Raw genomic sequence first — 26,973 nt, 5'->3', positions numbered from 1 at the left:
CCCCGTCTCCGCCAGTTTCCTTATCCCCGTAGGGAGTTCGACATGGACCGAAGGACCTTCAGCCGGCGGATGCTGATCGGCGGCGCGGCCGCGGCAGCGACCGGCGTGACATCGTTGTCGCTCGGCGCGGTGGAGGCGAGCTCCGCCGAGAACCCGCCGCGCACGGCCCCGGACGGGGGAGTAGTGCGCCGCATCACGATGTACGCCGAGAAGCTGCCGAACGGCGAGCTCGGCTACGGCTTCGAGAAGGGCAAGGCGTCGATCCCCGGCCCGCTCATCGAGCTGAACGAGGGCGACACCCTGCACATCGCCTTCGAGAACCTCACCGACGTGGACGCCAGCCTCCATGTCCACGGCGTCGACTACGACATCGCCAACGACGGCACCCGGATGAACAAGAGCCACGTCGAGCCCGGCGGCACCCGCACGTACACCTGGCGCACCCACAAGCCGGGCCGCCGGAAGGACGGAACGTACGAGCCGGGCAGTGCGGGGTACTGGCACTACCACGACCACGTCGTCGGCACCGACCACGGCACCGGCGGTATCCGCAAGGGGCTGTACGGGCCGCTCGTGGTGCGAAGGAAGGGCGACCTGCTGCCCGACCAGACGTGCACGGTCGTCTTCAACGACATGATGATCAACAACAAGACGGCTCACAACAGCGTCAACTTCGAAGCCACGGTGGGTGATCGGCTCGAATTCGTGATGATCACGCACGGTGAGTTCTACCACACCTTCCACATCCACGGTCACCGCTGGGCGGACAACCGCACCGGGCTGCTGACCGGCCCCGACGACCCCAGCCGGGTCATCGACAACAAGATCTGCGGCCCCGCCGACTCCTTCGGCCTCCAGATCATCGCGGGCGAACGCGTGGGCGCGGGCGCGTGGATGTACCACTGCCACGTACAGAGCCATTCCGACATGGGCATGGCCGGCCTGCTGCTGATCAAGAAGCCGGACGGCACGATCCCGGGCTACGAACCGCACCATGTGGTCGGCGGAGCGGAGAAGAACGGGGCCGGCGAGGGCAAGGGTGCGGCGGAGCACCAGCACTGACGGGCCGTCATTCCGCACGGCCCAGCCGCTGCTGCTCCTCCTCCACGATGCGCCGGGCGAGTTCACCGTCGGACACGTCCACGGCGTCCGGCGTGGTCTCCGCGAGGTCGCTGCGCCGGGCGTACGCGTCGAAGAGCCGGTCCTTGCGGGCCAGCAGCTCCACCATGCGCTGGTCCACGCTGTCCGCCGCCAGCAGCCGGTGCACCTGGACCGTGCGCACCTGCCCCATCCGGTGCGCACGCGCGACGGCCTGGTGCTCCAACGTCGGCTTGATCTGCGGCTCGCACAGGACGACCACCGAAGCGGCCTGCATGTTCAGACCGGTGCCCCCGGCCTGGATCTGGCTCAGCAGCACCGCGTGCCCGTCCGCGGCGGAGAAGGCGTCGACCAGCTCCTGCCGCCGGGCGGCCGGGAGACTCCCCGAGATCGGCCCGAACGCGTGCGGCCCCAACGCCTCGCCCACCGTGGCGAGCACCTCGCGGAAGTACGAGAAGACGACGACCTTCAGCCCGTTGTCCCGTGCCTCGTCGACCAGTTCGCGCAGCCGCTCCAGCTTGGCGGAGGCGGCCGGGTCGGCGTACGCGGCCCGGCGCATCCGCATGAACTGCCCGGCCGTGACCGCCTCGCGGTACACCGCCAGGTCCCCGGCGCTGAACTCCTCCCACTCGTCCACGTGGACCAGCGCGGGGAGTTCGGCGAGGACGTCCACCTGGTTGCGGCGCAGATAGGCGGGGGCGACCGCCCTGCGGAACGCCTGTGAACCGGCGGCCCCGTGCGTCGAGCTCACCACATCGGCCAGATCCGGGCGGAGTTGGCGGACGAGGCTGCGGAACTCCTCCACCCGGTTCTCCATGGGCGTCCCGGTGAGGAACAGCACCCGATCCGCGCGCTCCGCCCATCCGGCGACCGCCTGCGCCCGCCGGGTGGCCGGGTTCTTCACGAAGTGCGCCTCGTCCACGACCAGCAGGGCCGGGGCGACGGCCTCCTCGCCGGGCAGGGTGCGCAGCGCGTCGAACGTGGTCAGCGCGACTCCGCCCTTCGCCCGCCACTCCCCGAACGCGTCCAGCCGATCCGCCCCGTGCACCGGCAGTGCGCGCAGGGTGGAGCGGGCCCGGATCTCCCGGGACCAGTTGATCAGCACGCTCGCCGGGCACACCACCAGGAAGTGGCTCTCGCCCCGCGCGGCGAGATGGGCCAGGGCGGCGATGGCCTGCACGGTCTTGCCGAGCCCCATCTCGTCCCCGATGATCACCCGCCGCTGCACCAGCGCGAAGCGCGCCCCGAACGACTGGTAGCCGCGCAGGGAGACCCGTAGCCGCGAGTCGTCGAGCCGGAGGGCCCGCACCCGGTCCGCGATCCCGGCGGGGAGGAACCCCTCGGCGGCGTCCCGGTCAGGCCCGCTGCCCGACAGTTCGGCGAGCAGGCTGTAGTACTCGGCGGACCGCAGCTCGAAGTCCACCCACGCCCCGGGCGCGGACTCCGGAGCCCGCAGCAGGTCCACGGAGACCTGCCCGAAGAGCATCGGCAGCTCCTGCTCCACCGCCTCCGCGAACGCCGTACGCAGACCGGCCACGGCGTCGAGCGCCCGGCTCCGCTTCTCCTTGCCGCTGAACAGCATCCGCAGCCGGCTCCCGGCCGGTCCGGCGGCGGCCACCAGCGGATCGAGCCGTTCGGCCAGCCGCCCGGCCGCCTCCACCGCCCGCCGGGCTTCCGGTCCGGCCTCCACCAGCCGGTTGAGGGCGACGACCAGCGCGGTCGTCGCCTCGTCCGGGGCGTCCATGTCGATCCGCACGGAGACGGTCTCGCGCACCGCGTCGGCGATCTGCCCGGCGGCGGCCAGCGCCTGATCGGCGGTGTGCGCCCCGACCCCGGGAATCTGCCGCAGCTCGTAGCGGCCCGTCCCGTGGACCTGCCCGACGGTCGTGAACCCGGCCTGTTCGAGGGCTCCGAGGCGTAGCCGGCCCTCGGTGACGTCCTTGAGCCGGGAGACCGGGATGGCGGCCAGCTCCCGGTCGACCAGGGAGGAGAGGAGCGGGTCGAGGACGGCCCGTACGGCGTCGACGGCGCGGGCGTGGTCCTCCCGCACGGCGCGGGCCCGGTCCAGCAGCGCTTCCGCCCGCGCGAGCAGGTCACGGGCGGCCCGGCCCGTGCTCGCCGGGCGGGCGGTCGTGACCCCCGTGTCCGTCATCGTCGCTCTCGCCGCCATCGGAGTGTGGTCTCTTCGTTGTGCGCGGCCATCGTCCCACGGCCCGCGGACAGCCCCCGGGCGCGGCCCTACCCGGCGGGCGCAGGCGCGTGGGCGCCCGGCCTGTCCGGGGCGGGCGTCGGCGCCGGCCGGCGGTTCAGAGATCGCACCATTCCTCCAGAACGCCGGCGATGGCCTTCGCCACCGGAAGGTCCGGGGAGTTCGTCCAGGCCCACCGGCCGCGCGGGTCGGCCTCCAGGAACACCCACTGGCCCGAAGGCCGCACGACGAAGTCCGCCGTGAAACAGGCCAGGCCCATCACGGCCGCGTACCGCCGCAACGCATGGTGCACGTCCCTGGGCGTCTCCACCGGGGTGAGCTTGACCGAGTCGCACCCCGAGCGCCGGTCGATCCCGATCCGGGCCTGATCGGTCACGGCGTCGACGCGTGCACTGAAGCACTCGTCCCCGACGAACACGGCCCGGACCTCGAAGTCCTTCTCGATCCGCTCCTGGAACAGGTGGGCCGTCGACGCGATGCCCTCAAGGGCGTCGGGATCCGGCTCGCGTACGCAGAGGCACTCGTACCCCGCCGTGCGGGCCGCCACGGGAGCCCCCAGCGCCCTCGTGACGACCGGACCGCCGACGTTGCGCGAGAAGCGTCGTACCGCCTCCGCCTCCGTCGTCACCAGAGTCTGGGGAATCGCGAGGCCGGCCGCGCTCGCCACCTGGAGCTGGCGCGGCCTGAACTCGGCGGCGGTCGACTTGGCCGGATGGTTCAGATACGCCGCGTCCAGGCTCGTCAGGACGCCGCCGAACCCGATGCGGGCCGCATCGCGGGCGTAGCGCTCGTCCGACTCGGAGAGCCCGGGAAAGGTGAACGCACCCGGCCGATTCCAGTACACGGCCCTGATGGCGGACAGGTCGACGGACCTCTCACCTTTGGTGAGGACGCCCTCCCAGCGCTCCACGCCGAACGAGGCGCGGAAGTCCAGCGCGGAGGGGAAATCGGCCATGTCCATGCGGAACATGGGGACCCCCGCCGAGGCCAGTTCCTTGACGATCAGATCGGTGCCGGGCTCGGACGGGTTGTCCACGATCAGGACGGTCATTCCGTGCACCCCGCTTCGGCGCTCTCGTCGTGCTCGATGACGTTCATGAAGTCCTCTCGATCGTGGTGGTGCGGGCAGCCGGCTCCGGCCGTGCGTCGGCCCTGCGTCCCTCGTACGGGGCGGAGTTCGCCGTTCCACAACCAGCTTGGGCTCTGTAGCCGTACGATCACCAGAGGTAATAATTCCGAGTCCGCAACCCGGAAAAATGGAGTCGCACGCATGGCGAGGCCGCCTAAGGAACTGACGCCCGAGAAGAGCGTGGAGGACTTGCTCGGGTCGAAGATCCGTATGCTCAGGCAGGCACGGGGCTGGGAGGTCGTCGACCTCGCGACGAAGGTGTTCGTCAGCCCCGGCCGGATCAGCTCGATCGAGACCGCGAACGACCCGCCGGGGCGGGACCTCACGGTGAAGTTGGAGCAGGTGTTCGGCGTGGACGGGGCCCTGTTGGAGCTTCAGACGCTGATCAAATCCGAGGCGTTCAAGAACTACTCCCGTCGTTTCCTGCGGGATCAGGCCGGTGCCCGGTCGATACACGAGTTCTCTCCCGGAGTTCCGGGGCTGCTCCAGACCTCCGACTACGCACGGGCGTTGATGGCGGTGACCTTCACGGACAGTCCCGAGACCTTGGAGGACTCCGTAGTCCGCCGGGCTGAGAGGCAGGAGGTCTTCGGCCGGGAGAATCCGCCGTGGCTGTGGGTCGTCCTGGCCGAGTCATCCCTCCACCAGGTCCACGGCAGTTCCGAGGTCATGGCCCAGCAGATCGATCACCTGCTGGAGATGGCCGAGCGCCCGTTCATCCACATCCAGGTGCTCCCGATCGATGAGCCCGCAGTGCCCGGCTCGATCAGTCTGCTGACGCTTCGGGACGGTACGCGAACCGCTTACGCCGAAGGGTTCCACACGGGGACCTATTACCAGGAGCCCGACGACGTCGATATGCTCCAGAGGATCTACGATCACGTCCAGGCTGGCGCGTTGGACCTCGACGCGTCCGCACAGGCCATGAGGGACGCACGAAAGAAGCACCAGCGATGACACGGCAGTTCGATTGGCACATCAGCTCGTACAGCGGCGCGAACGACAACTGTGTCGAGGTGAAGGTCGTGGACGCGAGCCTTCCCGGTGTGGTCCGTGCGCGGGACAGCAAGGACATCAGCCTTCCTGAGGTCAGGGTTCCTGCGGCGGCGTGGGGCGCGTTCGTCGCGTACGTCGGTCACCCCGAGGTGTGACCACAAGGAGGCATCAGCGATGACACGACAGTCTGCTTGGCGCATCAGCTCGTACAGCGGAAGCAACGACAACTGTGTCGAGGTGAAGGTCGTGGACCCGAGCCTTCCCGGCGTTGTTCGTGCGCGCGACAGCAAGGACCGCACCATCCCCGAGGTGCGCGTGCCGGCCGCTGCGTGGGGCGCGTTCCTCGCGTACGTCGGTCGCCCCGAGGTCTGAATCACGCACGGCAGCGGAAACCTCCCCCGGCCTGAGCCGGTGGGAGGTTTCTTCGCGTTCGGGCCCCGCGGAAACCGCCCCGCCCTCGTCGGCCGCGTACTCCGGCGCTGCGGTGTCGCCACCCCTGCCCCCGGCCGTACGAGTCCTCCCGGCCCGGACGGCCCTTCGCGGACTGCGGTTGTCAGTGGCCGGTGCGAGACTCGACGGGACAGGGAAACAGCCCCGCACCGCTGTGCGCGCGTGCGGGCCATGGGATCCGCCGAAGGAGCACGTCATGCTCAACCCCGCCTTCCCCGATGGAGCGCCCAACTGGATCGATCTGGGCACGCCCGACCTTGAGGGGGCCGTCGCCTTCTACGGCGGACTCTTCGGCTGGGAGCACGTCCCCGGCGGCCCGGAGGTCGGCGGGTACGGGATGTTCACCCTGGACGGCCACACCGCGGGCGGTGTCATGACGGTCCCCGAGGACCAGTCCGCCAGCGCCTGGACGGTCTACTTCCAGTCGCCCGACATCTCCGCCACCGCCCAGTTGGTGACCCGGTCGGGCGGGCGGTCCGCGTTCGAGCCGATGGACGTCCTCGACTACGGCCGGATGGGCGGCTTCACCGACCCGGCCGGAGCCTATTTCGGCGTCTGGCAGCCGCGACAGAATCCCGGCCTGGGCGTCATCCAGCAGCCGGGCTCGCTGCTCTGGGCCGAGCTGTACACCCCGGACGTCCCGGCGGCGGCCGTGTTCTTCGCCGACGTCTTCGGCTGGCGGACCGAAGCGCTGAAGGTGGAGGGCACGGAGTACGTCTACACCACGGTCCATCCCGCCGGCGCCGGCCCGGAGCTGTCGTTCGGCGGCCTGGTCACGATGGGCGACGTCCCGGCCGAGGCCGCGCGCGGCCCCCACTGGATGCCGTACTTCGCGGTGGACGACGTGGAGGCCGCGGTGGCCGCCGCGCGGCGGCTCGGCGGTGCGGAGGCGCTGCCGGCGATGGAGGTGCCCGGCGTCGGCACGATGGCCAACGTCACCGATCCGTACGGGGCGGTCTTCGCGCTGATGAAGCCCCAGCCGAGGCAGTAGCGGGCAGCGGAACGCCAGGGGGTTCCCGGGGCCTCCCGCGCGGCGATTGATGAATCGTTGATCAGTCGTTTATCGCGGCCGGGCACCGTGTTCCCCATGCTGATGAATACGATCACCGACGACGCGCTCGCCTGGCAGGAGACCGCGTTGTGCGCGCAGGCCGGCCCCGAGTTCTTCTTCCCGGCCCCCGGCAGTTCGACGCGCGAGGCCAAGCAGCTGTGCGGGGCCTGCGAGGGGCGTGTGGCCTGCCTGGAGTACGCGCTCGCCAACGACGAGCGGTTCGGCGTCTGGGGCGGGCTCTCCGAGAAGGAGCGGGAGAGGTTGCGCCGGGAAGAGCGCAACCAGGGGTGAACCGCCCCCGCCCATGCCAGACTTCCGCTGTCCGCCACAGGCGTCCGCACCGGGCAGGGGAGTCGCGATGAGCGTGCAGGAGCAGTCCGGGACACCGGGGGAGCGCACCACCCACGGGAGTGCGACCCCCCACGGCCGTGCGACCACCCACGACCACGCCACCACCCGTGGCCACGCCGCCGCCCACGGCCGTACCGCCGCCCACGACCGCACCGCCTACGACTACATCGTCGTCGGCGCGGGATCGGCGGGCTGTGTCCTGGCCGCCCGGCTCTCCGAGGACCCCACGGTCAGAGTCGCACTCGTGGAGTCCGGCGGGCCCGACCGGAAGCTGGAGATCCGCATCCCGGCGGCCTTCCCGAAGCTGTTCAAGACCCCGTACGACTGGAATCTGCACACCGTCGCCCAGCCGGGGCTCGACGGCCGCGAGCTGTACTGGCCGCGCGGCCACGTCCTCGGCGGGTCCTCGTCCATCAACGCGATGATGTGGGTGCGCGGCCACCGGGACGACTACGACGCCTGGGCGCGGAGTGCGGGGGAGGACTGGTCCCACGACACGTTCGTACGGTACTTCCGGCGGGCGGAGCAGTGGACCGGCCCCACCACCGCGAGCAGTGTCCACGGCACCGAGGGGCCGCTCTTCATCTCGCCGCCCCGCGACCCGAGCCCGCTGAGCGCGGCGTTCCTGGCCGCGTGCCGGTCCGAGGGCCTGGCGGAGCTGCCCGAGCTCAACGTGCCCGACCACAGCGGCTGCGCCCTCACCCCGCTCAACCAGCGCCGGGGCCGCCGCTGGAGCGCGGCGGACGGCTATCTGAAGCGGGCCGCCCGCCGGGCCAACCTCGACGTCCTCACCGGTACCCGGGTCCGCGCCCTCGCCTTCGACGGCCCACGGGTCACCGGCGTGCACACCGAGGCCGGTCCCGGCCGCCTCACCGCCCGCCGCGAGGTGATCCTCAGCGCGGGCGCGATCGGCTCGCCCCACCTGCTCCTGCGCTCCGGCATCGGCGACCCCGAGGAGCTCGGAGCGGCGGGGATCGAGGTGCGCGCGGCCTCCCCGGACGTCGGCAGGAACCTCCAGGACCATCTGTCCTTCGCCGTCACGGTGCGCTGCCCGCGACCGGTGAGCCTGACCGGAGCCGACACGCCTGCCAACCTCGCGCGCTACTTCCTGGCCCGGCGCGGGCCGCTGACCTCCAACGTCGGGGAGGCCGCCGCGTTCATCCGCTCCACGCCGGAACAGACCGCCCCCGACCTGGAGTTGATCTTCGCGCCGGCGCCCTTCGTCGACCACGGACTGGCCGCCCCCACCGAGCACGGCATCACCCTCGGCGTCATCCTGCTCCAGCCCGGGAGCACCGGTCGCATCACCCTCGCCCCCGACTCCGCCGGGGTGCGGATCGACCCCGGGTACCTCACCGACGCGTCCGACCTCCGCCGCCTGATCGCGGGCGTCCGCCGCGCGGAGAGCCTGCTCGCCTCGCCGCGCCTCGCCGCGTACACCGGCGAACCCATGGGCTTCTACCCGGGCGTGGTCGACGACACGGAGCTGGCCCGGGCGATCCGGGGGGCGGCCGAGACCCTGTACCACCCGGTCGGCACCTGCCGGATGGGCGAGGACGAGGGTTCGGTGACCGACCCCCGGCTCCGGGTGCGCGGGGTGAGCGGACTGCGTGTCGTCGACGCGTCGGTGATGCCGCGCATCACCCGCGGCCACACCCACGCCCCGACCGTGGCCCTCGCGGAGCGAGCCGCCGAACTCATCCGCGCGGACGCCCGGGCGGGGACGGGCCGGTAGCTCGACGGGGCCAGTGCCGGGTGCGTGACGTACGAGCAGGTCACCGCGCCGGAATGCCGTGCGGGCGGGGCGGCGGGGCGAGGGGGTCAGGCGCGGCCGCGGGCGAGCATCCGGGCCTTGCGGGCGGCGAGCTTCTCGTCGAACTTCGCCGCCTCGCTGTCGAGGCCGCCCATGTACAGGCCGAGCTCCTCCTGGGCCTTCATGCCCTCCGGGCCGAGCCCGTCGATGTCCATGACCTTCAGGTAGCGCAGGACCGGCTGGATCACGTCGTCGTGGTGGATGCGCATGTTGTAGATCTCGCCGATCGCCATCTGCGCGGCGGCCCGCTCGAAGCCGGGCATACCGTGTCCGGGCATCCGGAAGTTGACGACGACGTCGCGCACGGCCTGCATGGTGAGGTCCGGGGCCAGCTCGAAGGCCGCGCCCAGCAGATTGCGGTAGAAGACCATGTGGAGGTTCTCGTCGGTCGCGATCCGGGCCAGCATCCGGTCGCACACCGGGTCGCCGGACTGGTGGCCGGTGTTGCGGTGCGAGACGCGGGTGGCCAGCTCCTGGAAGGCGACGTACGCGACGGAGTGCAGCATCGAGTGCCGGTTGTCCGACTCGAAGCCCTCCGCCATGTGCGCCATGCGGAACTGCTCCAGCTTGTCCGGGTCCACGGCGCGCGAGGTGAGCAGGTAGTCGCGCATCACGATGCCGTGGCGTCCCTCCTCGGCCGTCCAGCGGTGCACCCAGGTGCCCCAGGCGCCGTCGCGGCCGAAGAGGGAGGCGATCTCGTGGTGGTAGCTGGGGAGGTTGTCCTCGGTGAGGAGGTTCACCACGAGGGCGATCTTGCCGATGTCGGTGACCTTGGACTGGTCCGCCGCCCACGCCTCGCCGTCCTCGAAGACGCCGGGGAAGTTCCGGCCGTCCGAGAACGGTACGTACTCGTGGGGCATCCAGTCCTTGGCGACCTTGAGATGGCGGTTGAGTTCCTTTTCCACCACCTCTTCCAGCGCGAACAGCAGCTGGGCGTCGGTCCACGCCTTTGAACTGCCGAGGTGGGGAGAGGCGATCGTCACGGGGAGCTCCTGGGGACGGGAGAATTACCTACGGCTTCGTAGGTTACGTGACCGTAGGTTAAGGCGACCGTAAGGGCAAAACCAAGCCCGTCCCCGCGGGCGCCCCATCACGTACGGTCATGCGGGCGGCTCACGACCCGGCCGGGCGGCTTGCGACCCGGCTCCGCCGGACACACCCCAAGGGCCTCCGGCATTTCCAGATCCCGGCGCAGATACCGGGCGGTAACCGAGACGGGGTCCGCCAGCAGCCGGTCCGGCGTCCCTTCGAAGACCAGCTCCCCGCCCTTCTTCCCGCCGTCCGGACCGAGGTCGATCACCCAGTCCGCCCGCTTGAGCACCTCCAGGTTGTGCTCCACGCAGATCACCGTGTTCCCCGCGTCGACCAGCCGGTCCAGCAGATCCACCAGCGCGCCCGTGTCGGCCAGGTGCAGTCCGGTCGTCGGCTCGTCCAGGACGTACACGCTGGAGGTGCGGTGCAGCTGGGTGGCGAGCTTGATCCGCTGCCGCTCGCCGCCGGAGAGGGTGCTGAGCGGCTGCCCCAGCGTCAGATAGGTGAGGCCGACCTCGTCGAGCGTCCGCAGCTTCCGCAGCAGTGCGCGGTCCTCGAACAGCTCGACCGCCCGCGCCGCCGTCATGTCCAGGACGTCGACGATCGACCGGCCGCCGACCCGGTGCCTCAGGACGTCGTCGTGGAAGCGGCGGCCCTCGCACTCCTCGCAGGTCGTGGTGACCGGGTCCATGAAGGCGAGGTCGGTGGTGATCGCACCCCGGCCCGAGCAACCCGGGCAGGCGCCGGAGGAGTTGAAGCTGAACAGGCCGGCGTCGACGCCGTTCTCCCGGGCGAAGACCTTGCGGATGGCGTCCAGTGCGCCGATGTACGAGGCGGGGGTCGAGCGGGAGGACGCGGTGATCGCGCTCTGGTCGATGACCACCGCCTGCGGGTGGGCCGCCGTGAACACCTCCGACACCAAAGTCGACTTGCCCGAACCCGCCACACCGGTCACGACGGTCAGCACTCCTGTGGGGAACGACACATCGAGCTTCTTCAGGTTGTGCAGATCGGCTCCCCGGACCGGGAGTTGGCCGGTGGGGGAGCGGAAGTCCCCCTTGAGCGGGGTGCGTCGGCGCAGGCACCGGCCGGTGAGCGTGTCCGCCGCGCGCAGTTGGTCGAACGTCCCCTCGAAGACGACATGCCCGCCATCCGCACCGGCGCGCGGGCCCATGTCCACGATGTGGTCCGCGACCGCCATCACGTCCGGGTCGTGCTCGACGACCAGCACGGTGTTGCCCTTGTCGCGCAGCCGTACCAGCAGATCCCCCAGCCTCCCGACGTCGCGCGGGTGCAGCCCGACGCTCGGCTCGTCGAAGATGAACGTCAGCCCGGTCAGCGAACTCCCCAGGTGGCGAACCACCTTGAGCCGCTGCCCCTCGCCGCCCGACAGCGTCGTCGTCTCCCGGTCCAGGCTGAGATAGCCGAGCCCGATCCCCACCAGCCGCTCCAGCCGCTCACGGGCCGCCGCCGCGATCGGGCCGCCCACCGGATCGTCGATCCGCGCCAGTACGCCGACGAGGTCGGCGACCTCCATCCGCCCGTAGTCGGCGGGCGAGCCCGTCGATGCGGGTGGCGAGCGCCGCCGCGTTGAGCCGCGCCCCGTCGCAGGAGGCGCAGACCCGCTCGACGGTGAAGCGGGCGGCCGCCGCACGCCGTTTGTCCGACAGCGAGGCGGTGTCGCGCTTGAGGTAGAGCCGGTCGAACCGCTCCGCCACCCCCTCGAACCGCATCTGAGCCGACCCGGTCCGCGTGTCGACGCGCACGGTGAACCCCGAGCCGTGGAGCAGGAGTCGGCGGTCCTCCTCGCTGAACTCCCCGAGCGGCAGGTCGTTGTCGAAGCGCCCCGACCCTCCGTACAGGTTCCACTCCCAACTGCCCACCGAGAGACCGGGCAGCAGCAGCGCCCCCTGGTTCAGCGACTTCGACCAGTCGACCGCCCGGTCCAGGTCCAGCCGGACCGTACGCCCGACCCCGTCGCACTCCGGGCACATCCCCGAAGGGTCGTTGAAGGAGTACGCGGTCGCCGGGCCCGCGGCGGGGACTCCGTACCGGGAGAACAGCACCCGGATCACCGACCAGATGTCCGTCGCGGTGCCGACCGTGGAGCGGACGTTGCCGCCCAGCGGCTTCTGGTCGATGACGACGGCCACCGACAGGTCCTCCATGGACTCGGCCCGCGGCCGCTCGTACTTCGGCAGCCGGTTCCGCAGGAAGGAGGTGAAGGTCTCGTTCAGCTGCCGCTGGGACTCCACGGCGATCGTGTCGAAGACGACGGACGACTTCCCCGAACCGGAGACCCCGGTGAAGACGGTGATCCGGCCCTTGGGGAGGGTGAGGGAGACGTCGCGGAGATTGTTCTCGTGCGCGCCGGTGATGGCGATGCCGCGTTCGGTGCTGTGATCCATACCGACGACGCTAGGCGGGATACCTGACAGCTTCTGTCGCCTTTTACGGGGGATCTGCCGCCGTCCACCGGTTCGCTGCGGCCACACGGCCTGAGCTGGAGTCCACGGTTGCCGTCTGCCGTCTGCCGTCTGCCGTCTGCCGTCTGCCGCCTGCCGTCACCCACTGCTGTCGCCGATTGCCGGCTACCGGTCGCCGTCTCGCACACGGGCCGCAGGCGCGACGCCGACGCGGAGGCTGATCGCCCCGCGTGATCACTGACCGCCGACCGGCCCACGTCGCCACAAAGGTCGACGGGAGGGGTTGACCTCAAGCCGGGTTGAGGTTCTAGGTTTCCCCCATGAACACCGAGAACCCCACCCTCTCCACCGCTTCCGCCGGCACCGCCGCCGACGAGCAGCGGATCCGCGAACTCGTCGTGCGGGCCCAGGCGGCGCAGACCGACCCGGACGCGCTGCTCGCGCTGCACACCGCGAACGTGGTGATCGTCAACCTGGTCGGGCGGCGCCTCTTCGGACGGGACGCCTTCGCTTCGGCCATGACCCAAGCACTCTCCTCCCCGCTCAAGGACATCCGGACGTCGATGGAGGTCGACGACATCCAGTTCACCACCCCGGACGTCGCCGTCGTCAGCCTCACCAAGACCGTCCACGACGAACGGGAAGGGGTGGAGGGCTCGTCCACACTGCCCTCGACCGGTGTCCTGACCTACGTCCTGACCCGGCAGGGCGACGACTGGCTCATCGCCCTGGCCCAGACGACGCCGATCCACTGAGCGACGGCCGAGCCGCGACACGGGGTCGCGGCTCGGCCCGTGTCACTCCCGCCCCGTCCGCACCGCCTCCGCCGTGGTGTCCCGCAGCTCGCCGTCCAGCCGCAGCCAGCGGGTGATGCCGATCGACTCCAGGAACGGCACGTCGTGGCTCGCCACGATCAGCGCCCCCTCATACGCCTCCAGCGCCTCGGTCAGCCGCCGTACGCTCGCCAGATCCAGGTTGTTCGTCGGCTCGTCCAGCAACAGCAGCCGGGGGGCCGGGTCCGCCAGCAGCAGCATCGCCAGCGTCGCGCGGAACCGCTCCCCGCCCGACAGCGTCCCGGCCGGGCGGTCCGCCGTTCCCCCCTTGAACAGGAAGTGCGCCAGCCGGGCCCGGACGCCGTTGTCCGTCAGGCCGGGGGCCCACCGCTTCACGTTGTCCGCCACCGACAGCGCGTCGTCCAGCGTGTCCAGCCGCTGCGGGAGGAAGCCCAGCGGCAGCAGCGCCGTCGCCTCGCCGGAGACCGGGGCGAGCTCGCCCGCGATCGTCCGCAGCAGCGCCGTCTTGCCCGCGCCGTTGCGACCGGTCAGCGCGATCCGCTCGGGCCCCCGCACCTCCAACTCCCCGCGCAGCGGCGGCCCGTAGGGCGGTACCGGATCACGCAGGAGCAGCACCTCGCGGCCCGGGTGGACCCGGGTCTGCGGCAGCACGATGCGGATCTCCTCGTCCTCGCGCACCGCCGACTCCGCCTCGTCGAGCCGCTCCCGGGCCTCCGCCAGCCGCTCGGCGTGCAGGATGCGGTGCTTGCCGGCCGACTCCTGGGCGGACCGCTTGCGCCCGGCCATGGCCGCCTTGGGCGCCCGCTTGATGTCCCACATCTTCTGCCCGTAGCGCCTGCGCCGCGCCAACTTGATGTGGGCCTCGCCCAGTTCGCGCTTCTGCCGCTGCACATCCGACTCCGCGGCCCGCACCATCCGCTGCGCCGCCTCCTGCTCGACGGCGAGCGCCTCCTCGTACGCCGACAGGTTTCCGCCGTACCAGGTGACCTCCCCGTCGCGCAGATCCGCGATCCGGTCGACCCGATCCAGCAGCTCCCGGTCATGGCTGACCACGAGCAGCGCCCCGGTCCAGGCGTCCACCGCGTCGTACAGCCGGTTGCGGGCGACGGCGTCCAGGTTGTTCGTCGGCTCGTCCAGCAGCAGCACCCCGGGGCGGGCCAGCAGCAGGGCGGCCAGCCGCAGGAGCACGCACTCGCCCCCGGACATCTCGCCCACCGTGCGGTCCAGGCCGATGTGCCCGAGGCCGAGCCCGTCGAGGGCGGCGCGGGCGCGCTCCTCCACGGCCCAGTCGTCGCCGATCACCGTGAAGTGCTCCTCACGGGCGTCACCGGCTTCGACGGCGTCGATCGCCGCACGCCGGTCCGCGATGCCGAGCACCTGATCGACCCGCAGAGCGGTGTCCAGGGTCACGGTCTGCGGCAGGTAGCCGAGTTCACCACGGGTGCGGATCTGCCCCTCCAGCGGGGCGAGTTCACCGGCCATCAGCCGCAACAGGGTGGATTTGCCGCACCCGTTGAGGCCGATCAGCCCGGTGCGGCCGGGGCCGACGGACAGGTCGAAGCCGGTGAAGACCTCGGAGCCGTCCGGCCAGGAGAAGGAAAGGGAGGCACAGCTGATGTGGGCATCGGACGCAGACATACGGATCTCCTGTGTACGTCGGGGAGTTGACAGCAAGGACGGCCGGCGGACTGAGATCGCACACGGGCGCTGCCTGACACCACGACGAGGCGTGGCGGGCCGGCGCTGCACGGTGCGGGGGACCTCAGATCAGCAACGTCCTTCTCCGATACGACGACAACAGGAACATCACGAAGGTAGGACCGGGGCGCACACCCCGGCAAACGGTTTTACGACGGGGGCGTCGGCGCGCCCCCGGGGCGCGGGGCCGGGAAGCCCGTCAAGAGCGGCACACCCGCCCGGAGCGGTACACCCGCCCGGAGTGGTCCGCCCGTCAGCAGGCCCCGCCGAGCAGATCGGTCAGGTCCCGGTCCAGATCCAGATAGCGGTACTCGTCGCCCACCGGCACCAGCTCCTGCGCCCGCTCCAGGAAACGGCGCAGCTCAGCCGTGCGCACATGCACCATGGCGATGCCCTCGGCCGCGTGGAACTCCAGCACCGTCCGCTCGTACCCGAACGGCCGGACCCGGACGTCGCCCTCGCCGGCCGGGGTGTCGACCCCCGCCGTCAGCAGCTCGCGGGAGAACTCCCAGGACACCTCGGTCCCTTCCAGGGTCGCCGGGGCCGGGAACGCCATCCGTACGGCGAAGGGGTCCTCGCGGTCGTACTGCAGAGTGGCGGGCAGGGTCTCCATCCGCGGTGCGGACGCGACCATGCGAGCCTGCACGGACTGCTCGATAACGCTGGACAAGACCTGCTCCCTCTCGCGGCTGGGTGAACGGTTCCCGGCAATGGAGTAGACGACGGAAAGCATCGATCCGTGCACCGGCTGGTGGCGTGAGCTGCGTCACCGCTTTTCACCGGCCCGCCCGCATCCGCCACGCACCTGCACTCCTGCCCCGTCGGTGGCGCGGCACCCCAAGGGCCTCACCACCGATCACCTGCCGCATGCCGCCGCTCACCCAGCGCCGATCATCCCCCGGGGGGCCCTCCTCTAACTCAGGTGCCCACCGGCTTCCGCTCCTGGTTCCCCTTGACGGAACCGCGCTCCATCCGGTCGAGCCAGCCACCGCCGGCCGGCTGCTGCTGGAAGGCGATGGACTTGCCGTAACGCAGCCGGACGAACGTCTCCGGGAGCCGCGCCTCCAGCCGCCGGTACGCGATGCGGCCGAACAGCCACGCGGCCACCGCCCCGTTCAGCACGCCCACGGGCACCGCCGCCCAGGCCAGCGTCGTCCGGCCCGTCACCAGCGCGGGCACCGCGAGGGCGACGGTCGGCAGCGCGAGCAGCAGCGTCCCGTACAGGGCGATCCAGAGCTGGTACGAGATGTCTCCCGCGTCGTTCGGCCCGACCCGGTACTTGGGATCGACGCCCGGCGTGGCCGCGATGACCGACAGCAGCACCGCCACCCCCACCGCGCAGCCCAGCACCGCCGGGAGCAGCGCCAGCGCGAGCGCCCAGAACCGGTGCTCGCCCGAGAACGGCGTGAACGCCGCCGTCAGGAGGACCGACGCCGGGCCGAAGAGGATCAGCAACGCCGCCTGGCGGCCCCGGATGTCCGCGCGCACGGCCCCCCGGTCCGCGCCGACCACCGTCAGCCAGAGCGCCGTTCCGTCCTGGCCCAGCAGGTTGCACGAGGTCAGCGCGGTCATCAGCGCCACCGCGAGCCCCGTGAAGGCCAGCAGTTCAGGCACCCCGGAGATCAGCCCGATCAGCCCGATGAACAGACCGGTCCAGGCGCCGGACTGGAGCTCCAGCGACCGCCAGGGGTCGCGCCACCACTGCCGCAGCTCCCTCCCCATGACCGCCCCCGTCGCCGTGCCGGGCAGGATCGGCCGCCCCGTCAGCACCCGGCTGCCCAGCGCCCGGAAGCGCCGCCGCGCGGTGCGGACCGGGGTGCGCGGGGTCAGCACGAGCGCGCACACCCCCGCCATCGCGACGGCGGCCGCCGTCAGGGCCAGCAGCCACCCGAGCGCCGCCCCCCACCGGCCCCCTGCCGCCGCCTCGACGGCGAGAACCGGCCACGCCGTCGGGAATGCCTCCAGGACCCGGGCCGCCGTTTCGCCCGGCAGCCCGTCACGCACGACCGCCGCCACCCCCTGCTGGGTGCTGGAGACCGCCAGCCACCCGGTGAACAGCCCCGCGATGAGGAGCCCGTACTGGATCGCCGACATGGTCACCCCGAGCCGGGATCCCATCGCCGAGCCCATCAGCGCGTACACCGTCCGCGACAGCGCCACCATGAACACCAGCAGCGGCGGTACGGCGAGCAGCGCCACCGGCAGCACCGGAAGAGACCCCCGGTCGACGGCGTGCACGCCCACGGCCCCCAGTGCCAGCACGGTCACGGCGGGGCCGTATCCGACGCACGCCGCCACGAGCAACGCCAGGCCGAGACGGCGCCGGCCCACCGGCAGCAGCGAGAAGAACGACGGCCGCAGCACCCCCGCCCCCGACGCGAAGACCGGGCCGAGCATCCAGCCCACCCCCCAGACCGCGAGCACCAGCAGCAGCACGTCACGCCGGGCGTCCGCCCCGGCGGCCGGCAGGACCGCGCCCCAGGTGGCAAGGACGGCCCCCGGCCAGAAGACCACCCGGCTGAGCCGCACACCGTCGGACGAGTGGCCCAGGATTGTGAACTTCAGCCGCACCAGCGCCTGGACGATCCCCAGGAAACCGGTCGGCGATCCACCGCCGGCCCCGGTCAGGAATCCAGCCATGTCAGCTCCCCCTCAGCGACGGAGCGCTGACCGACCAGCGCGACGAAGGCGTCTTCCAGAGTCCCCGCGCCGCTCACCTCCGCGAGAGTGCCGTCCGCCCGCACCTTCCCGTCCGCGATCACCGCCACCCGCTCGCAGACCTGTTCCACCAGCGGCATCACATGACTGGAGATGACCACCGAGCCGCCCGCGGCGGCGAACCTCCGCAGAATGGCGGTCAGCACCCGCGCCGACACCGGATCGACGGCCTCGTACGGCTCGTCGAGGACGAGCACCTTCGGCGCGTGCAGCAGCGCCGTGGCCAGACCGATCTTCTTCCGCATCCCCGTCGAGTACTCGATGAGCAGGGTGCCCGCCTTCTCCGCCTCGTCCAGTTCGAGCACGCGCAGCAGCTCCACGGTCCGCGCACGCACGATTTCGCGATCGATACCGCGCAACTGCCCCCAGTAGGTGAGCAGTTCACCGCCGGTCAGCCGTTCGGGCAGCGCCAGACCGTCGGGCAGCACGCCCAGCAGGCGCTTCGCGTCCTCGGGCCGCTCCCATACGTCGACGCCGAGCACCCGCGCCGTCCCCGCGTCGGGCCGCAGCAGCCCGACCGCCATCGACAGGGAGGTGGTCTTGCCCGCGCCGTTCGGTCCGACGAGTCCCATCAGGCATCCACGCGGCACCGCGAGGCTCACCGCGTCGGCGGCCGGTCTGCCGTTGAAGGACTTCGTCAGACCGGCCAGTTCGAAGCCTGGGCCGATGGTGTCGGCAGTCGTGTCTTCCATACGCCGAGCCTGGCCGTTCCCCGAGGCTCCGGTCCATCGGCCGGTCGGCCAGGGCCCCCGGCCGACCGGCCAGAGTCCGTCCCGCCGGACGGAACGGGCGGCCGGGTGCGCATACGCTTCCCCGGTGAGCGAATCCGGCACCCGTGACCCCCTTCCCCGGTCGCCGCTGCCCGGGGAGCGGGCGGCGGTCGCGGGCCGCACCGGCCCGCCGGAAGCCGGACGCGCACGCCGTACGCCGCGCGACTGGGTCGTCGACTCCCTCGCCTTCGGCTGGGCCCTTCTGTGCGGTGCGGTGCTCCTCCGGGTCGTCGCCGACTACGACCACCTGCCGCTCTGGATCAGGGTGCTGGACGTACCGCTCGGTGCGCTGGCCTGCCTGGCCCTGTGGTGGCGGCGGTCGTATCCGGTGACCGTCGCCCTGATCGGGCTACCGGCCATGTCGTTCGCCAACACCTCCGTGGGCGCCGCGACGGTGATCCTGCTCAATCTCGGGCTCCGGGTCCCCTGGCAGCGGGCGCTGCCGGTCGTCGCCCTGTGCATCGTGACGGTGGCCCCCTACGTCCTCGTCTACAGCGTCCCCCACGAAGGCGGCTGGTCCGTGGCCTCCTTCATCCTCGCCTACTACCTGGTCTTCTTCTCCTGGGGCAGCGCGCTGCGGGCCCGCCGACTGCTGGTGCTGAAACTGCGCGAGGACGCGGAACGGGAGCGCGCGGAGCACGCCCGGCGGCTCGCCGACAGCCGCCGGGCCGAGCGGGCCGCCATCGCACGGGAGATGCACGACGTCCTGGCCCACCGGATCTCGCTGCTCTCCGTACACGCCGGGGCCCTCGTCTACCGCGCGAAGCAGACGGACGCCGGCCGGGCGCCCGCGCTGAGCGGCAGCGAGATGGTCGAGAGCGCACAGGTCATCCGTGACAACGCGCACCAGGCCCTGGAGGAGCTGCACGACATGCTGCATGTGCTGCGCTCCGACGAACGCCACGAGCCGGGCCCGGGGGACCGGCGCGGCACGGGGGCAGACGGCACGGCGGCCCCGCAGCCGAGGATGGCCGACATCGCGCACCTGGTCGAGGAGGCGCGGGCGGCGGGCCAGCAGATCGATCTACGGACCGAGGGCCGCGCGGCGACCGGCGTACGGGCCGGGACTCGCGGTCCCACCGGCGTACGCGAGGAGGCCCCCGGTCCCGCCGGTCCGCCGTGGCCCGCCCCGCGCTCCCAGGTCCAGCGCACCGCCTACCGCCTGGTCCAGGAGGGCCTGACCAACGCCCGCAAGCACGCGCCGGGCGCGCGGGTGACGGTACGGGTCGCCGGCGCGCCCGGCGCGGGGCTGACCGTGGAGGTCCGCAGCCCGCTGCCGGTCGGGGTCACCGCCTCCGAGATCCCGGGTGCCGGAGCCGGTCTCACCGGCCTCCGCGAGCGGGTGGAACTGGACGGCGGCTCCCTCGAACACGGCAGCAGGGAAGGCGCGTTCGTCCTCCTCGCGCGACTGCCGTGGTCCTGACCGCAGAGCCGTGGCATACCGTCATGAACAGGAAGTTCTCACAGACGTTCCCACAGACGTTCCCACAGACGTTCCCACAGACGTTCCTACAGATGTTCATGCTGAAGTTCATACGAAGGGGAGCTGGATGATCCGGGTGCTGCTGGCCGACGACGACGCGCTGGTCCGCGCCGGGCTGCGGCTGATGCTGCGCGGGGCGGCCGGGATCGAGGTCGTCGCCGAGGTGGCAGACGGCGTGGCGGTGGCGGACGCCGTACGGTCCAGCGCGCCCGATGTGGTGCTGATGGACATCCGGATGCCGGTGATGGACGGGATCACGGCGACACGCGAGGTGACCGGCGTCCCGGAGCCGGGCCCGCGCGTGATCGTCCTCACCACGTTCGACGCCGAAGGGCTGGTGGTGCGGGCGATGCGTGCCGGTGCGGCCGGCTACCTCCTCAAGCACACCGAACCCGAGGAGATCGTCGAGGCCGTGTACCGGGCGGCCCGGGGCGAACCGGTCCTCTCGCCCTCCGCCGCCCGCGCCCTCATCGACCACGCGGCCGCCGGGGACGGCGCCGACACGCGTACGGCTGATGCGGCAAGGCGGCTGGCGCTCCTGTCGCCGCGCGAACGTGAGATCGCGGATGCGGTCGCCGACGGACGGTCGAACGCGGAGATCGGAGAGCGGCTGTTCCTCTCCGTCGGCACGGTCAAGGCCACGGTCTCCAGCGCCCTGGGCAAACTGGGTCTCGACAACCGCATCCAGCTGGCCCTGCTGGCCCACGACGCCCGGGGACAGGATGCCCGAGGCCACGACGCCGCCCACCGCGATGCCCTGGACACCCCTGAGGGCTTCGCCTAGTACTCCAGCCGTAGATCGTGATCTTCATTGACCTGCCGCAGCGAAGTTCGAGCATGCTCATCGAAGGTGGGGCAGAGCCTTCAAGCTGTGGGCGATCGACTCTTCGGCGTCCACGAAGTGGGCTGCCTGGTATGCAGGTTCGTCGCGCCCCCAAGCCGCGGAACTCCGCCCTCGTCATCTCGAAGGCTGACCTTGCTCCACCGCGAGGCGGACGCGGGGCGGACAAGGCCAACCTCCGAGTCGATACGCGTCGCCGTGCCTCACGGCAGGGTGGATGCATGACGACGACAAGGCACTCCCACCCAGACTCCGAGGCGACGGCCCCCGCACAGCGCGGCGTGCCCGCCTGGGCAGAGCGCGTCGCACACGCCATCCCTCTGGTCGTACTGCCTGTCGGCATCTGGCGACTACCGATCGGCTTCGGGTACGGCATGGGCGGAGAGCCCATGCCCCCTGCCTGGTACAACGCCCCTTACGTCATCGGGCTGACGATCCTCACCGAAATCCTCGCACTGCTCAGCTTCGGACTGGTCCGCCGCTGGGGCGAGGTCGTTCCCCACTGGGTGCCGAGGCTGGGCGGGCGACGCATCCCGCCGGCCGCCGCGATCGTCCCCGCAACCTTGGGGGGCCTCTTCTTCACCGCGCTCGGCATCCACTGGCTGTACGAAGCCGCTACCGCCGGCACGGCGGCCTGGCCGTACGACGAGGGCTGGGACGTCCTCGCGATGGCGATGAGCGGGCTGATGAACCTGTGGGGTCCCCTGCTTCTGGTTCTCACGTATGCCTATTACCGACGCCGCCGGACCTGATCCCGGTCTTCGGTGAGAATCCATGCCTGGTGTGCGGCTTGCCGATGGCAATGGCCGGCCTGGGCTCGGGCTTGGCGGCGGCTCCAGGACGGGTGGCGGCGGACCTGGTGTTCATCGAGTCCGGCCAGGCCCTTCTCGGTCTGGAAGGTCTCCTCCACTCGCCACCTGGATCCGGCAGTCCTGACCAGGGTGCGCAACGAATCAACGGTGGCCGCACCCGTCTCCACACCGGCCCCCGACCAGCAAGATCACGATCTACAGCTGGAGTACTACTGGAGTACTAGCCGGGCGGCTCCTGCTGGAAAGGCGCGAGTTCCGGCGCCGTCTTCGTCGCGATGAACTCCGTGATCCGGTACGCGCAGACCCCGTGCGCGGCGAAGGGATCGGCCGCCGCGATCTCCTCGATCCGCGCCCGGTCGCCCCCGACTGCGAGGATCACCCCGCCGTCCCGGGGGTTCTTGCGGCCCGACGCGATGAAGACGCCCGCCGCGTACTGCTCGTCCAGCCAGGCGATGTGCTCCCGCATCAGCGCGTCCGCGCGCTCGACCGGGGCAGTGTAGGTCAATTCGAGTACGAACATGGCCGCCAGGCTACGGGACCGGGCCGCCCGCGAAGGGCCGCCCCCGGGACCCCTCCGGCACCGCCTAAGCTGCTGGTCATGACGACGCAGCCGACTCCGGCCCATGAGACCCCCGCCGACGAAGCCGAGGGCCGGGCGATCCAGGACCGCCTGCGCGGCCTGGTGGTGCTGGACGAGCCGGGTCCCGCGCCCGGGACCGGACTGGTGACCGGGGTCGACGTTGCGTACGACGACGAGAAGGACGTCGTCGTCGCGGCGGCCGTGGTGCTGGACGCCGAGACGCTGGAGACCGTGGACGAGGCCACCGCGGTCGGCAAGGTCGCCTTCCCCTACGTCCCCGGGCTGCTGGCCTTCCGCGAGCTCCCCACCGTGCTGGAGGCCCTGGAGACGCTGACCGTCGACCCGGGCCTCGTCATCTGCGACGGCTACGGCCTCGCCCACCCGCGCCGCTTCGGGCTCGCCAGCCACCTGGGCGTGCTCACCGGGCTGCCCGTGATCGGCGTCGGCAAGAACCCGTTCACCTTTTCGTACGAAGCCCCCGGCCCCCGGCGCGGCGACTTCTCCCCGCTGGTGGACGGCGACGAGGTGGTGGGCCGGGCGCTGCGCACCCAGGAGAACACCAACCCGGTCTTCGTCTCCGTGGGCCACCGGATCAGCCTCGACAACGCCTGCGCCCACACGCTCCGCCTCGCCCGCCGCTTCCGCCAGCCGGAGAGCACCCGCCGGGCGGACGCCCTGTGCCGGCAGACCCTGCGGGAAGCGACCGCCTGAGGCGCGCGCCGCGCGCCGCCGGGGAGCCGGTTTCAGGATCGGTACGAAATACGGATGGCGACAACGGCTTTCGCTGGGCAGGCTGAACGTATGAACGCCTCTCGTGCAGCCGTCCGGACCGTGCCCCTCGACCCCGCCCAGCGCCGCATCGCGCTCGGCATGGCCCTCGGCGGGGTCGTCGGCCTCGTCTGGCTGGGCGCGATGCTGTACACGGTGGGCAGCTGGATCTTCTAGCGCGCGGCCCCGGCCCGGCGCTCCCGGCTAACGCACCGCCGCCACCCGGAACCGCAGCCCCGCCGCCGTCAGGCGCTCCAGCAGCGCGTCGCCCATCGCCGCCGCCGTGGTGACCTGGCCGGAGGTCTCCGGCAGCTCGTCCAGCGCGAGGCACAGCGCCGACTCCGCGAGGATCTTGGCCGTCTCGTCGTAGCCCGGATCGCCCCCGGACACCTCCGTGTACACCCGCCGGCCGCCGCCCTCCCCGATGAAGCGGACGGTGAACCAGCTCCGCTTCCGGCGCTCGGCGTCCGGACCCTGCCCCGACGCGTACCGCCCCATCAGCCACTCGCGTACGCCTTCGACCTGCGCGGCGGCGACCAGCGCGCCCACCGCCACCGGGCCGCCCAGAGCCATCGGCAGCGTCTTGACCGACGCGAAGTGGCGGTAGCGGAAATCGGGGCCGTACCGCTCCAGCGCCCGCGCGGAGCGGCCCACGACCGCCGGGTCCACGGTCGGCAGCGGCAGCGCCCAGGCGCCGGTGGCCCCGCTGAAGTGCGGGGAGCCGGCGGGGGTGCGGACCCGGCGGCCCACCTGGCGCGGCTCGTGCAGCCGCCGCTCCCTGGCGGCGAGCAGCATCTGCGGGCCGCGTCCCATCGCGGTGAGCGCCGAGGCGAACGTACCGCCGGAGAACACCGCGTTGCTGCGGACGAAGCCGTCGACGGTCAGGGGCACTCCCTCGGGCAGCTGCCGGACCGTGAAGTACGCCCCCAGATCGTGCGGTACGGAGTCGAAGCCGCAGGCGTGCACGATGCGGGCTCCCGTCTCGCGGGCCCGCGCGTCATGGCGCACATAGGTCCGGTCGATGAACTCCGCCTCGCCGGTGAGGTCCAGATAGTCCGTCCCGGCCTCGGCGCAGGCGGCGACGAGCTTCTCGCCGTACAGGATGTAGGGGCCCACGGTCGTGGCCACCACCCGTGCGGAGGCGGCGAGTTCACGCAGGGCGTCCGCGTCGTCCGCGTCGGTCTCCAGCAACGGCAGCCCTGCGCAGCCCGGTTCGATCGCGGCGAGCTGTCCGCGCAGCCGCTCCAGCTTGGTGCGGCTGCGGCCGGCCAGCCCCCAGCGGAGCCCGGCCGGGGCGTGCCGCGCCAGATATTCGGCCGTGAGCATCCCCACGAAGCCGGTGGCGCCGAAGAGGACGACGTCCAGGGGGCGGGTCGCCCCGTTCTGCCTGTTCACGGGTACCTCCGGGCACGGGGACGGGGGAGACGCAGCAGGCAGAGAGTAGCGGAGCCGCCGGGACGGCGTGCGGCCGGGCGGGGGCGATGCGCGGGGGGATACGAGAGGATCGCGTGAAGAGCTAAGCGCTTGCTCGGCCCGAGGGGTTGTGCGGAGCGGGGCGCGTTCTTAGCATCACTGATGTTACATCGGTTGTGTCACACCGCTGGGGGCTCATCAATGGCAAGGACCGCGTAGATGACGAAGACCGGGCAGGGCCCGCTGACGGGAGTCCGCGTCGTCGAACTGGCGGGCATCGGCCCCGGACCGTTCGCGGCGATGCTGCTGGCGGACCTCGGAGCCGACGTCGTCCGCGTCGACCGGCCCGGCGGCGCGGGCATCGGCATCGACCCCGCGTACGACCTCACCAACCGCAACAAGCGCTCCGTCCTCGTCGACCTCAAGAGCGGCGAAGGACCGGCCCGCGTCCTGGACCTCGTCGAACGCGCCGACATCCTCATCGAGGGCTACCGCCCCGGCGTCGCGGAGCGCCTCGGCGTCGGCCCGGACGCCTGCCTCGCCCGCAACCCGCGCCTCGTCTACGGGCGGATGACCGGCTGGGGCCAGGACGGGCCGCTGGCCGAGCGGGCCGGGCACGACATCGCGTACATCGCGCTGACCGGCACCCTGTCCATGATCGGCGAGCCGGACGAACCGCCCACCGTCCCCGCCAACCTGGTCGGCGACTACGCGGGCGGCTCGCTCTACCTCGTCGTCGGCGTCCTCGCCGCCCTCCAGCACGCCCGTACGGAGGGGGGTGCGGGGCAGGTGGTGGACGCGGCGATCGTCGACGGCGCGGCCCACCTCGCCACGATGATCCACGGCATGCTGGCCGCCGGGAGCTGGCAGGACCGGCGCGGCGCGAACCTGCTGGACGGCGGCTGCCCCTTCTACGGGACCTACGCCACATCGGACGGCGGCCACATGGCGGTCGGCCCGCTGGAGCCGCGGTTCTACGCGGAGTTCACCGACCTCCTCGGCATCGCGGACACCGCCCCCGCCCAGTGGGACCTGGCCCGCTGGGACGAGCTGCGGGCCGTCGTGACCGCCCGCTTCCTGACCCGTACGCGGGCGGAGTGGACCGAGGTGTTCGAGGGCTCGGACGCCTGCGTGGCCCCCGTGCTCTCGCTCCGCGAAGCGCCGCACCACCCGCACCTCGCCGCCCGCTCCACCTACGTCGAGCACGGCGGCCTCACCCAGCCCGCGCCCGCCCCGCGCTTCTCCGCCACCCCCGTCTCCGTACGCACCGGACCGGCGCGGCCGGGGGCCGACACGGCAACCGTCGCCGCCGACTGGGACGTACCGGCACTGCGGCCCGACCCTCACGACTAGGAGACCCTGTGCAACGCCAGATCTTCACCGAGGAGCACGACGCGTTCCGCGAGACCGTCCGGGCCTTCCTGGCCAAGGAGGTGCTCCCGCACTACGAGCAGTGGGAGCAGGACGGGATCGTCTCCCGCGACGCCTGGCTCGCCGCCGGGCGCGCCGGGCTGCTCGGCCTCGCCGTCCCCGAGGAGTACGGAGGCGGCGGCTCCAGCGACTTCCGCTACAGCGCGGTCCTGGCCGAGGAGTTCACCCGGGCCGGGGCGGCCGGACTCGCCATCGGCCTGCACAACGACATCATCGGCCCCTACCTCACCGGCCTGGCCACCGACGAGCAGAAGCGGCGCTGGCTTCCCGGGTTCTGCACCGGCGAGACCATCACCGCCATCGCCATGACCGAACCGGGCGCGGGGTCCGACCTCCAGGCCATCCGCACCACCGCCGAGGACAAGGGCGACCACTGGCTGCTCAACGGCTCGAAGACCTTCATCTCCAACGGCATCCTGGCCGACCTGGTGATCGTCGTCGCCAAGACCACCCCGGACGGCGGAGCCAAGGGACTCTCCCTGATCGTCGTCGAGCGCGGCGCGGAAGGCTTCGAGCGGGGCCGCAACCTCGACAAGATCGGCCAGAAGTCGCAGGACACCGCCGAGTTGTTCTTCAACGACGTCCGCGTCCCCAAGGAGAACCTCCTCGGTGAACTCGACGGCGCGTTCCTCCACCTGATGACCAACCTGGCCCAGGAACGCATGGGCATAGCGGTCGCCGGGATCGCCGCCGCCGAACACCTGCTGGAGATCACCACGCAGTACGTCAAGGAGCGCGAGGCGTTCGGACGCCCGCTCGCCAAGCTCCAGCACATCCGCTTCGACATCGCGGAGATGGCCACCGAGTGCGCCGTCACCCGCACCTTCCTCGACCGGTGCATCGTCGACCACTCGGACGGCGTCCTGGACGCGGTCCACGCCTCGATGGCCAAGTGGTGGGCCACCGAGCTCCAGAAGCGCGTGGCGGACCGCTGCCTCCAACTCCACGGCGGCTACGGCTACATGAGCGAGTACAGGGTCGCCAAGGCGTTCACCGACGGCCGTATCCAGACCATCTACGGCGGCACGACCGAGATCATGAAGGAGATCATCGGCCGCTCGCTGCTCGCCTGACGCCCCTCCCTCTCAACCACCCTCGAAAGGCAGCTGT

At 71.7% G+C, this 26,973-nt stretch carries 24 protein-coding genes and 2 pseudogenes; 15 read left to right on the top strand and 11 right to left on the bottom strand.

The window, feature by feature from the left end:
* The first annotated feature begins 42 nt into the window (after positions 1-42).
* Positions 43-1,062: a multicopper oxidase domain-containing protein gene (locus ACLJPL_RS09755; protein WP_411080347.1), complete on the top strand. Its 1,020-nt coding sequence runs from the start codon at positions 43-45 to the stop codon at positions 1,060-1,062.
* 7 nt (positions 1,063-1,069) lie between these two features.
* Here ACLJPL_RS09755 and ACLJPL_RS09750 read toward each other — a convergent pair whose 3' ends face one another.
* Together ACLJPL_RS09750 and ACLJPL_RS09745 are read right to left on the bottom strand one after the other, a co-directional pair.
* Entirely contained in the window at positions 1,070-3,250 is a 2,181-nt protein-coding gene (locus ACLJPL_RS09750; protein ID WP_411080346.1) for a DEAD/DEAH box helicase, read from the bottom strand.
* Positions 3,251-3,404: 154 nt separating this feature from the next.
* On the bottom strand, positions 3,405-4,358 hold the full coding sequence (locus ACLJPL_RS09745; protein ID WP_411080345.1) for an MvdC/MvdD family ATP grasp protein: 954 nt from the start codon (positions 4,356-4,358) through the stop codon (positions 3,405-3,407).
* Between the two features lie 219 nt (positions 4,359-4,577).
* Here ACLJPL_RS09745 and ACLJPL_RS09740 point away from each other — a divergent pair, with 219 nt between their 5' ends.
* From ACLJPL_RS09740 to ACLJPL_RS09715, 6 genes are all read left to right on the top strand, one after another.
* Positions 4,578-5,393, top strand: coding sequence for a helix-turn-helix domain-containing protein (locus tag ACLJPL_RS09740; RefSeq protein WP_411080344.1), 816 nt, complete (start codon positions 4,578-4,580; stop codon positions 5,391-5,393).
* Positions 5,390-5,587, top strand: coding sequence for a DUF397 domain-containing protein (locus ACLJPL_RS09735; RefSeq protein ID WP_411080343.1), 198 nt, complete (start codon positions 5,390-5,392; stop codon positions 5,585-5,587). The genes ACLJPL_RS09740 and ACLJPL_RS09735 overlap by 4 nt, the downstream gene beginning before the upstream one ends.
* 19 nt (positions 5,588-5,606) lie before the next feature.
* Entirely contained in the window at positions 5,607-5,804 is a 198-nt protein-coding gene (locus ACLJPL_RS09730) for a DUF397 domain-containing protein (protein ID WP_411080342.1), read from the top strand.
* Positions 5,805-6,078: 274 nt separating this feature from the next.
* Positions 6,079-6,873, top strand: coding sequence for a VOC family protein (locus ACLJPL_RS09725; RefSeq protein ID WP_411080341.1), 795 nt, complete (start codon positions 6,079-6,081; stop codon positions 6,871-6,873).
* Between the two features lie 96 nt (positions 6,874-6,969).
* The gene (locus ACLJPL_RS09720; RefSeq protein WP_411080340.1) at positions 6,970-7,224 is read left to right on the top strand and encodes a WhiB family transcriptional regulator; all 255 of its coding nucleotides are present in this window, start codon (positions 6,970-6,972) and stop codon (positions 7,222-7,224) included.
* A gap of 67 nt (positions 7,225-7,291) precedes the next feature.
* Positions 7,292-9,019 (top strand): GMC family oxidoreductase, encoded by a 1,728-nt coding sequence (locus tag ACLJPL_RS09715; protein ID WP_411080339.1) that lies wholly within the window; start codon positions 7,292-7,294, stop codon positions 9,017-9,019.
* Between the two features lie 86 nt (positions 9,020-9,105).
* Here the strand turns inward: ACLJPL_RS09715 and ACLJPL_RS09710 are convergent, their stop codons facing one another.
* Positions 9,106-10,080, bottom strand: a complete 975-nt coding sequence (locus ACLJPL_RS09710) for an acyl-ACP desaturase (protein ID WP_411080338.1) — start codon at positions 10,078-10,080, stop codon at positions 9,106-9,108.
* Positions 10,081-10,187: 107 nt separating this feature from the next.
* Positions 10,188-12,537, bottom strand: a pseudogene (locus tag ACLJPL_RS09705) (ATP-binding cassette domain-containing protein).
* Between the two features lie 338 nt (positions 12,538-12,875).
* On the opposite strand from ACLJPL_RS09705, the gene ACLJPL_RS09700 reads away from it, so the two are divergent.
* Positions 12,876-13,310: an SgcJ/EcaC family oxidoreductase gene (locus ACLJPL_RS09700; RefSeq protein ID WP_411080337.1), complete on the top strand. Its 435-nt coding sequence runs from the start codon at positions 12,876-12,878 to the stop codon at positions 13,308-13,310.
* A gap of 42 nt (positions 13,311-13,352) precedes the next feature.
* Here ACLJPL_RS09700 and ACLJPL_RS09695 read toward each other — a convergent pair whose 3' ends face one another.
* The 4 genes from ACLJPL_RS09695 to ACLJPL_RS09680 all read right to left on the bottom strand — a co-directional run bounded on the left by ACLJPL_RS09695 (position 13,353) and on the right by ACLJPL_RS09680 (position 18,457).
* Positions 13,353-14,987, bottom strand: a complete 1,635-nt coding sequence (locus tag ACLJPL_RS09695; protein ID WP_411080336.1) for an ABC-F family ATP-binding cassette domain-containing protein — start codon at positions 14,985-14,987, stop codon at positions 13,353-13,355.
* 313 nt (positions 14,988-15,300) lie between these two features.
* On the bottom strand, positions 15,301-15,717 hold the full coding sequence (locus ACLJPL_RS09690) for an SsgA family sporulation/cell division regulator (protein WP_411080335.1): 417 nt from the start codon (positions 15,715-15,717) through the stop codon (positions 15,301-15,303).
* A gap of 248 nt (positions 15,718-15,965) precedes the next feature.
* Positions 15,966-17,687 (bottom strand): hypothetical protein, encoded by a 1,722-nt coding sequence (locus ACLJPL_RS09685; protein ID WP_411080334.1) that lies wholly within the window; start codon positions 17,685-17,687, stop codon positions 15,966-15,968.
* A complete protein-coding gene (locus tag ACLJPL_RS09680; protein WP_411080333.1) occupies positions 17,672-18,457 on the bottom strand; it encodes an ABC transporter ATP-binding protein in 786 nt (261 codons plus the stop codon). Before ACLJPL_RS09680 ends, ACLJPL_RS09685 begins: the two co-directional genes overlap by 16 nt.
* Before the next feature lie 124 nt (positions 18,458-18,581).
* Between ACLJPL_RS09680 and ACLJPL_RS09675 the strand changes: the two genes are divergently transcribed.
* The 3 genes from ACLJPL_RS09675 (at position 18,582) to ACLJPL_RS09665 (ending at position 21,611) form a co-directional block, all read left to right on the top strand.
* Entirely contained in the window at positions 18,582-19,958 is a 1,377-nt protein-coding gene (locus tag ACLJPL_RS09675; RefSeq protein WP_411080332.1) for a sensor histidine kinase, read from the top strand.
* A 127-nt stretch (positions 19,959-20,085) separates the two neighbouring features.
* Positions 20,086-20,802 (top strand): response regulator, encoded by a 717-nt coding sequence (locus ACLJPL_RS09670; RefSeq protein WP_411080331.1) that lies wholly within the window; start codon positions 20,086-20,088, stop codon positions 20,800-20,802.
* 278 nt (positions 20,803-21,080) lie between these two features.
* Positions 21,081-21,611 carry a hypothetical protein gene (locus tag ACLJPL_RS09665; RefSeq protein ID WP_411080330.1) on the top strand — a complete coding sequence of 177 codons (531 nt, stop codon included), beginning with the start codon at positions 21,081-21,083 and terminating at the stop codon, positions 21,609-21,611.
* A gap of 50 nt (positions 21,612-21,661) precedes the next feature.
* On the opposite strand, the pseudogene ACLJPL_RS09660 reads toward ACLJPL_RS09665, so the two are convergent.
* Both ACLJPL_RS09660 and ACLJPL_RS09655 read right to left on the bottom strand, forming a co-directional pair.
* Positions 21,662-21,856: pseudogene (locus ACLJPL_RS09660) on the bottom strand (hypothetical protein); the annotation flags it as partial.
* 35 nt (positions 21,857-21,891) lie between these two features.
* A complete protein-coding gene (locus ACLJPL_RS09655; protein WP_411080329.1) occupies positions 21,892-22,191 on the bottom strand; it encodes a YciI family protein in 300 nt (99 codons plus the stop codon).
* A gap of 78 nt (positions 22,192-22,269) precedes the next feature.
* Between ACLJPL_RS09655 and ACLJPL_RS09650 the strand changes: the two genes are divergently transcribed.
* Together ACLJPL_RS09650 and mmpA are read left to right on the top strand one after the other, a co-directional pair.
* Positions 22,270-22,962 carry an endonuclease V gene (locus ACLJPL_RS09650; protein WP_411080328.1) on the top strand — a complete coding sequence of 231 codons (693 nt, stop codon included), beginning with the start codon at positions 22,270-22,272 and terminating at the stop codon, positions 22,960-22,962.
* Positions 22,963-23,052: 90 nt separating this feature from the next.
* On the top strand, positions 23,053-23,196 hold the full coding sequence (mmpA, locus tag ACLJPL_RS09645) for a morphogenic membrane protein MmpA (protein ID WP_411080327.1): 144 nt from the start codon (positions 23,053-23,055) through the stop codon (positions 23,194-23,196).
* Between the two features lie 27 nt (positions 23,197-23,223).
* On the opposite strand, the gene ACLJPL_RS09640 is transcribed toward mmpA, so the two are convergent.
* Positions 23,224-24,414: a saccharopine dehydrogenase family protein gene (locus ACLJPL_RS09640; protein ID WP_411080326.1), complete on the bottom strand. Its 1,191-nt coding sequence runs from the start codon at positions 24,412-24,414 to the stop codon at positions 23,224-23,226.
* A 237-nt stretch (positions 24,415-24,651) separates the two neighbouring features.
* Between ACLJPL_RS09640 and ACLJPL_RS09635 the strand changes: the two genes are divergently transcribed.
* Positions 24,652-25,785: a CaiB/BaiF CoA transferase family protein gene (locus ACLJPL_RS09635; protein WP_411080325.1), complete on the top strand. Its 1,134-nt coding sequence runs from the start codon at positions 24,652-24,654 to the stop codon at positions 25,783-25,785.
* A gap of 8 nt (positions 25,786-25,793) precedes the next feature.
* A complete protein-coding gene (locus tag ACLJPL_RS09630) occupies positions 25,794-26,936 on the top strand; it encodes an acyl-CoA dehydrogenase family protein (RefSeq protein WP_411080324.1) in 1,143 nt (380 codons plus the stop codon).
* The last annotated feature ends 37 nt before the right edge of the window (positions 26,937-26,973 follow it).

Origin of the sequence: Streptomyces sp. cmx-18-6 (genome assembly GCF_046548915.1) — a bacterium.
GTDB lineage: Bacteria > Actinomycetota > Actinomycetes > Streptomycetales > Streptomycetaceae > Streptomyces.
Note: the sequence above shows the minus strand (reverse complement) of the source record. Positions and strands in the feature narration are given on the sequence as shown.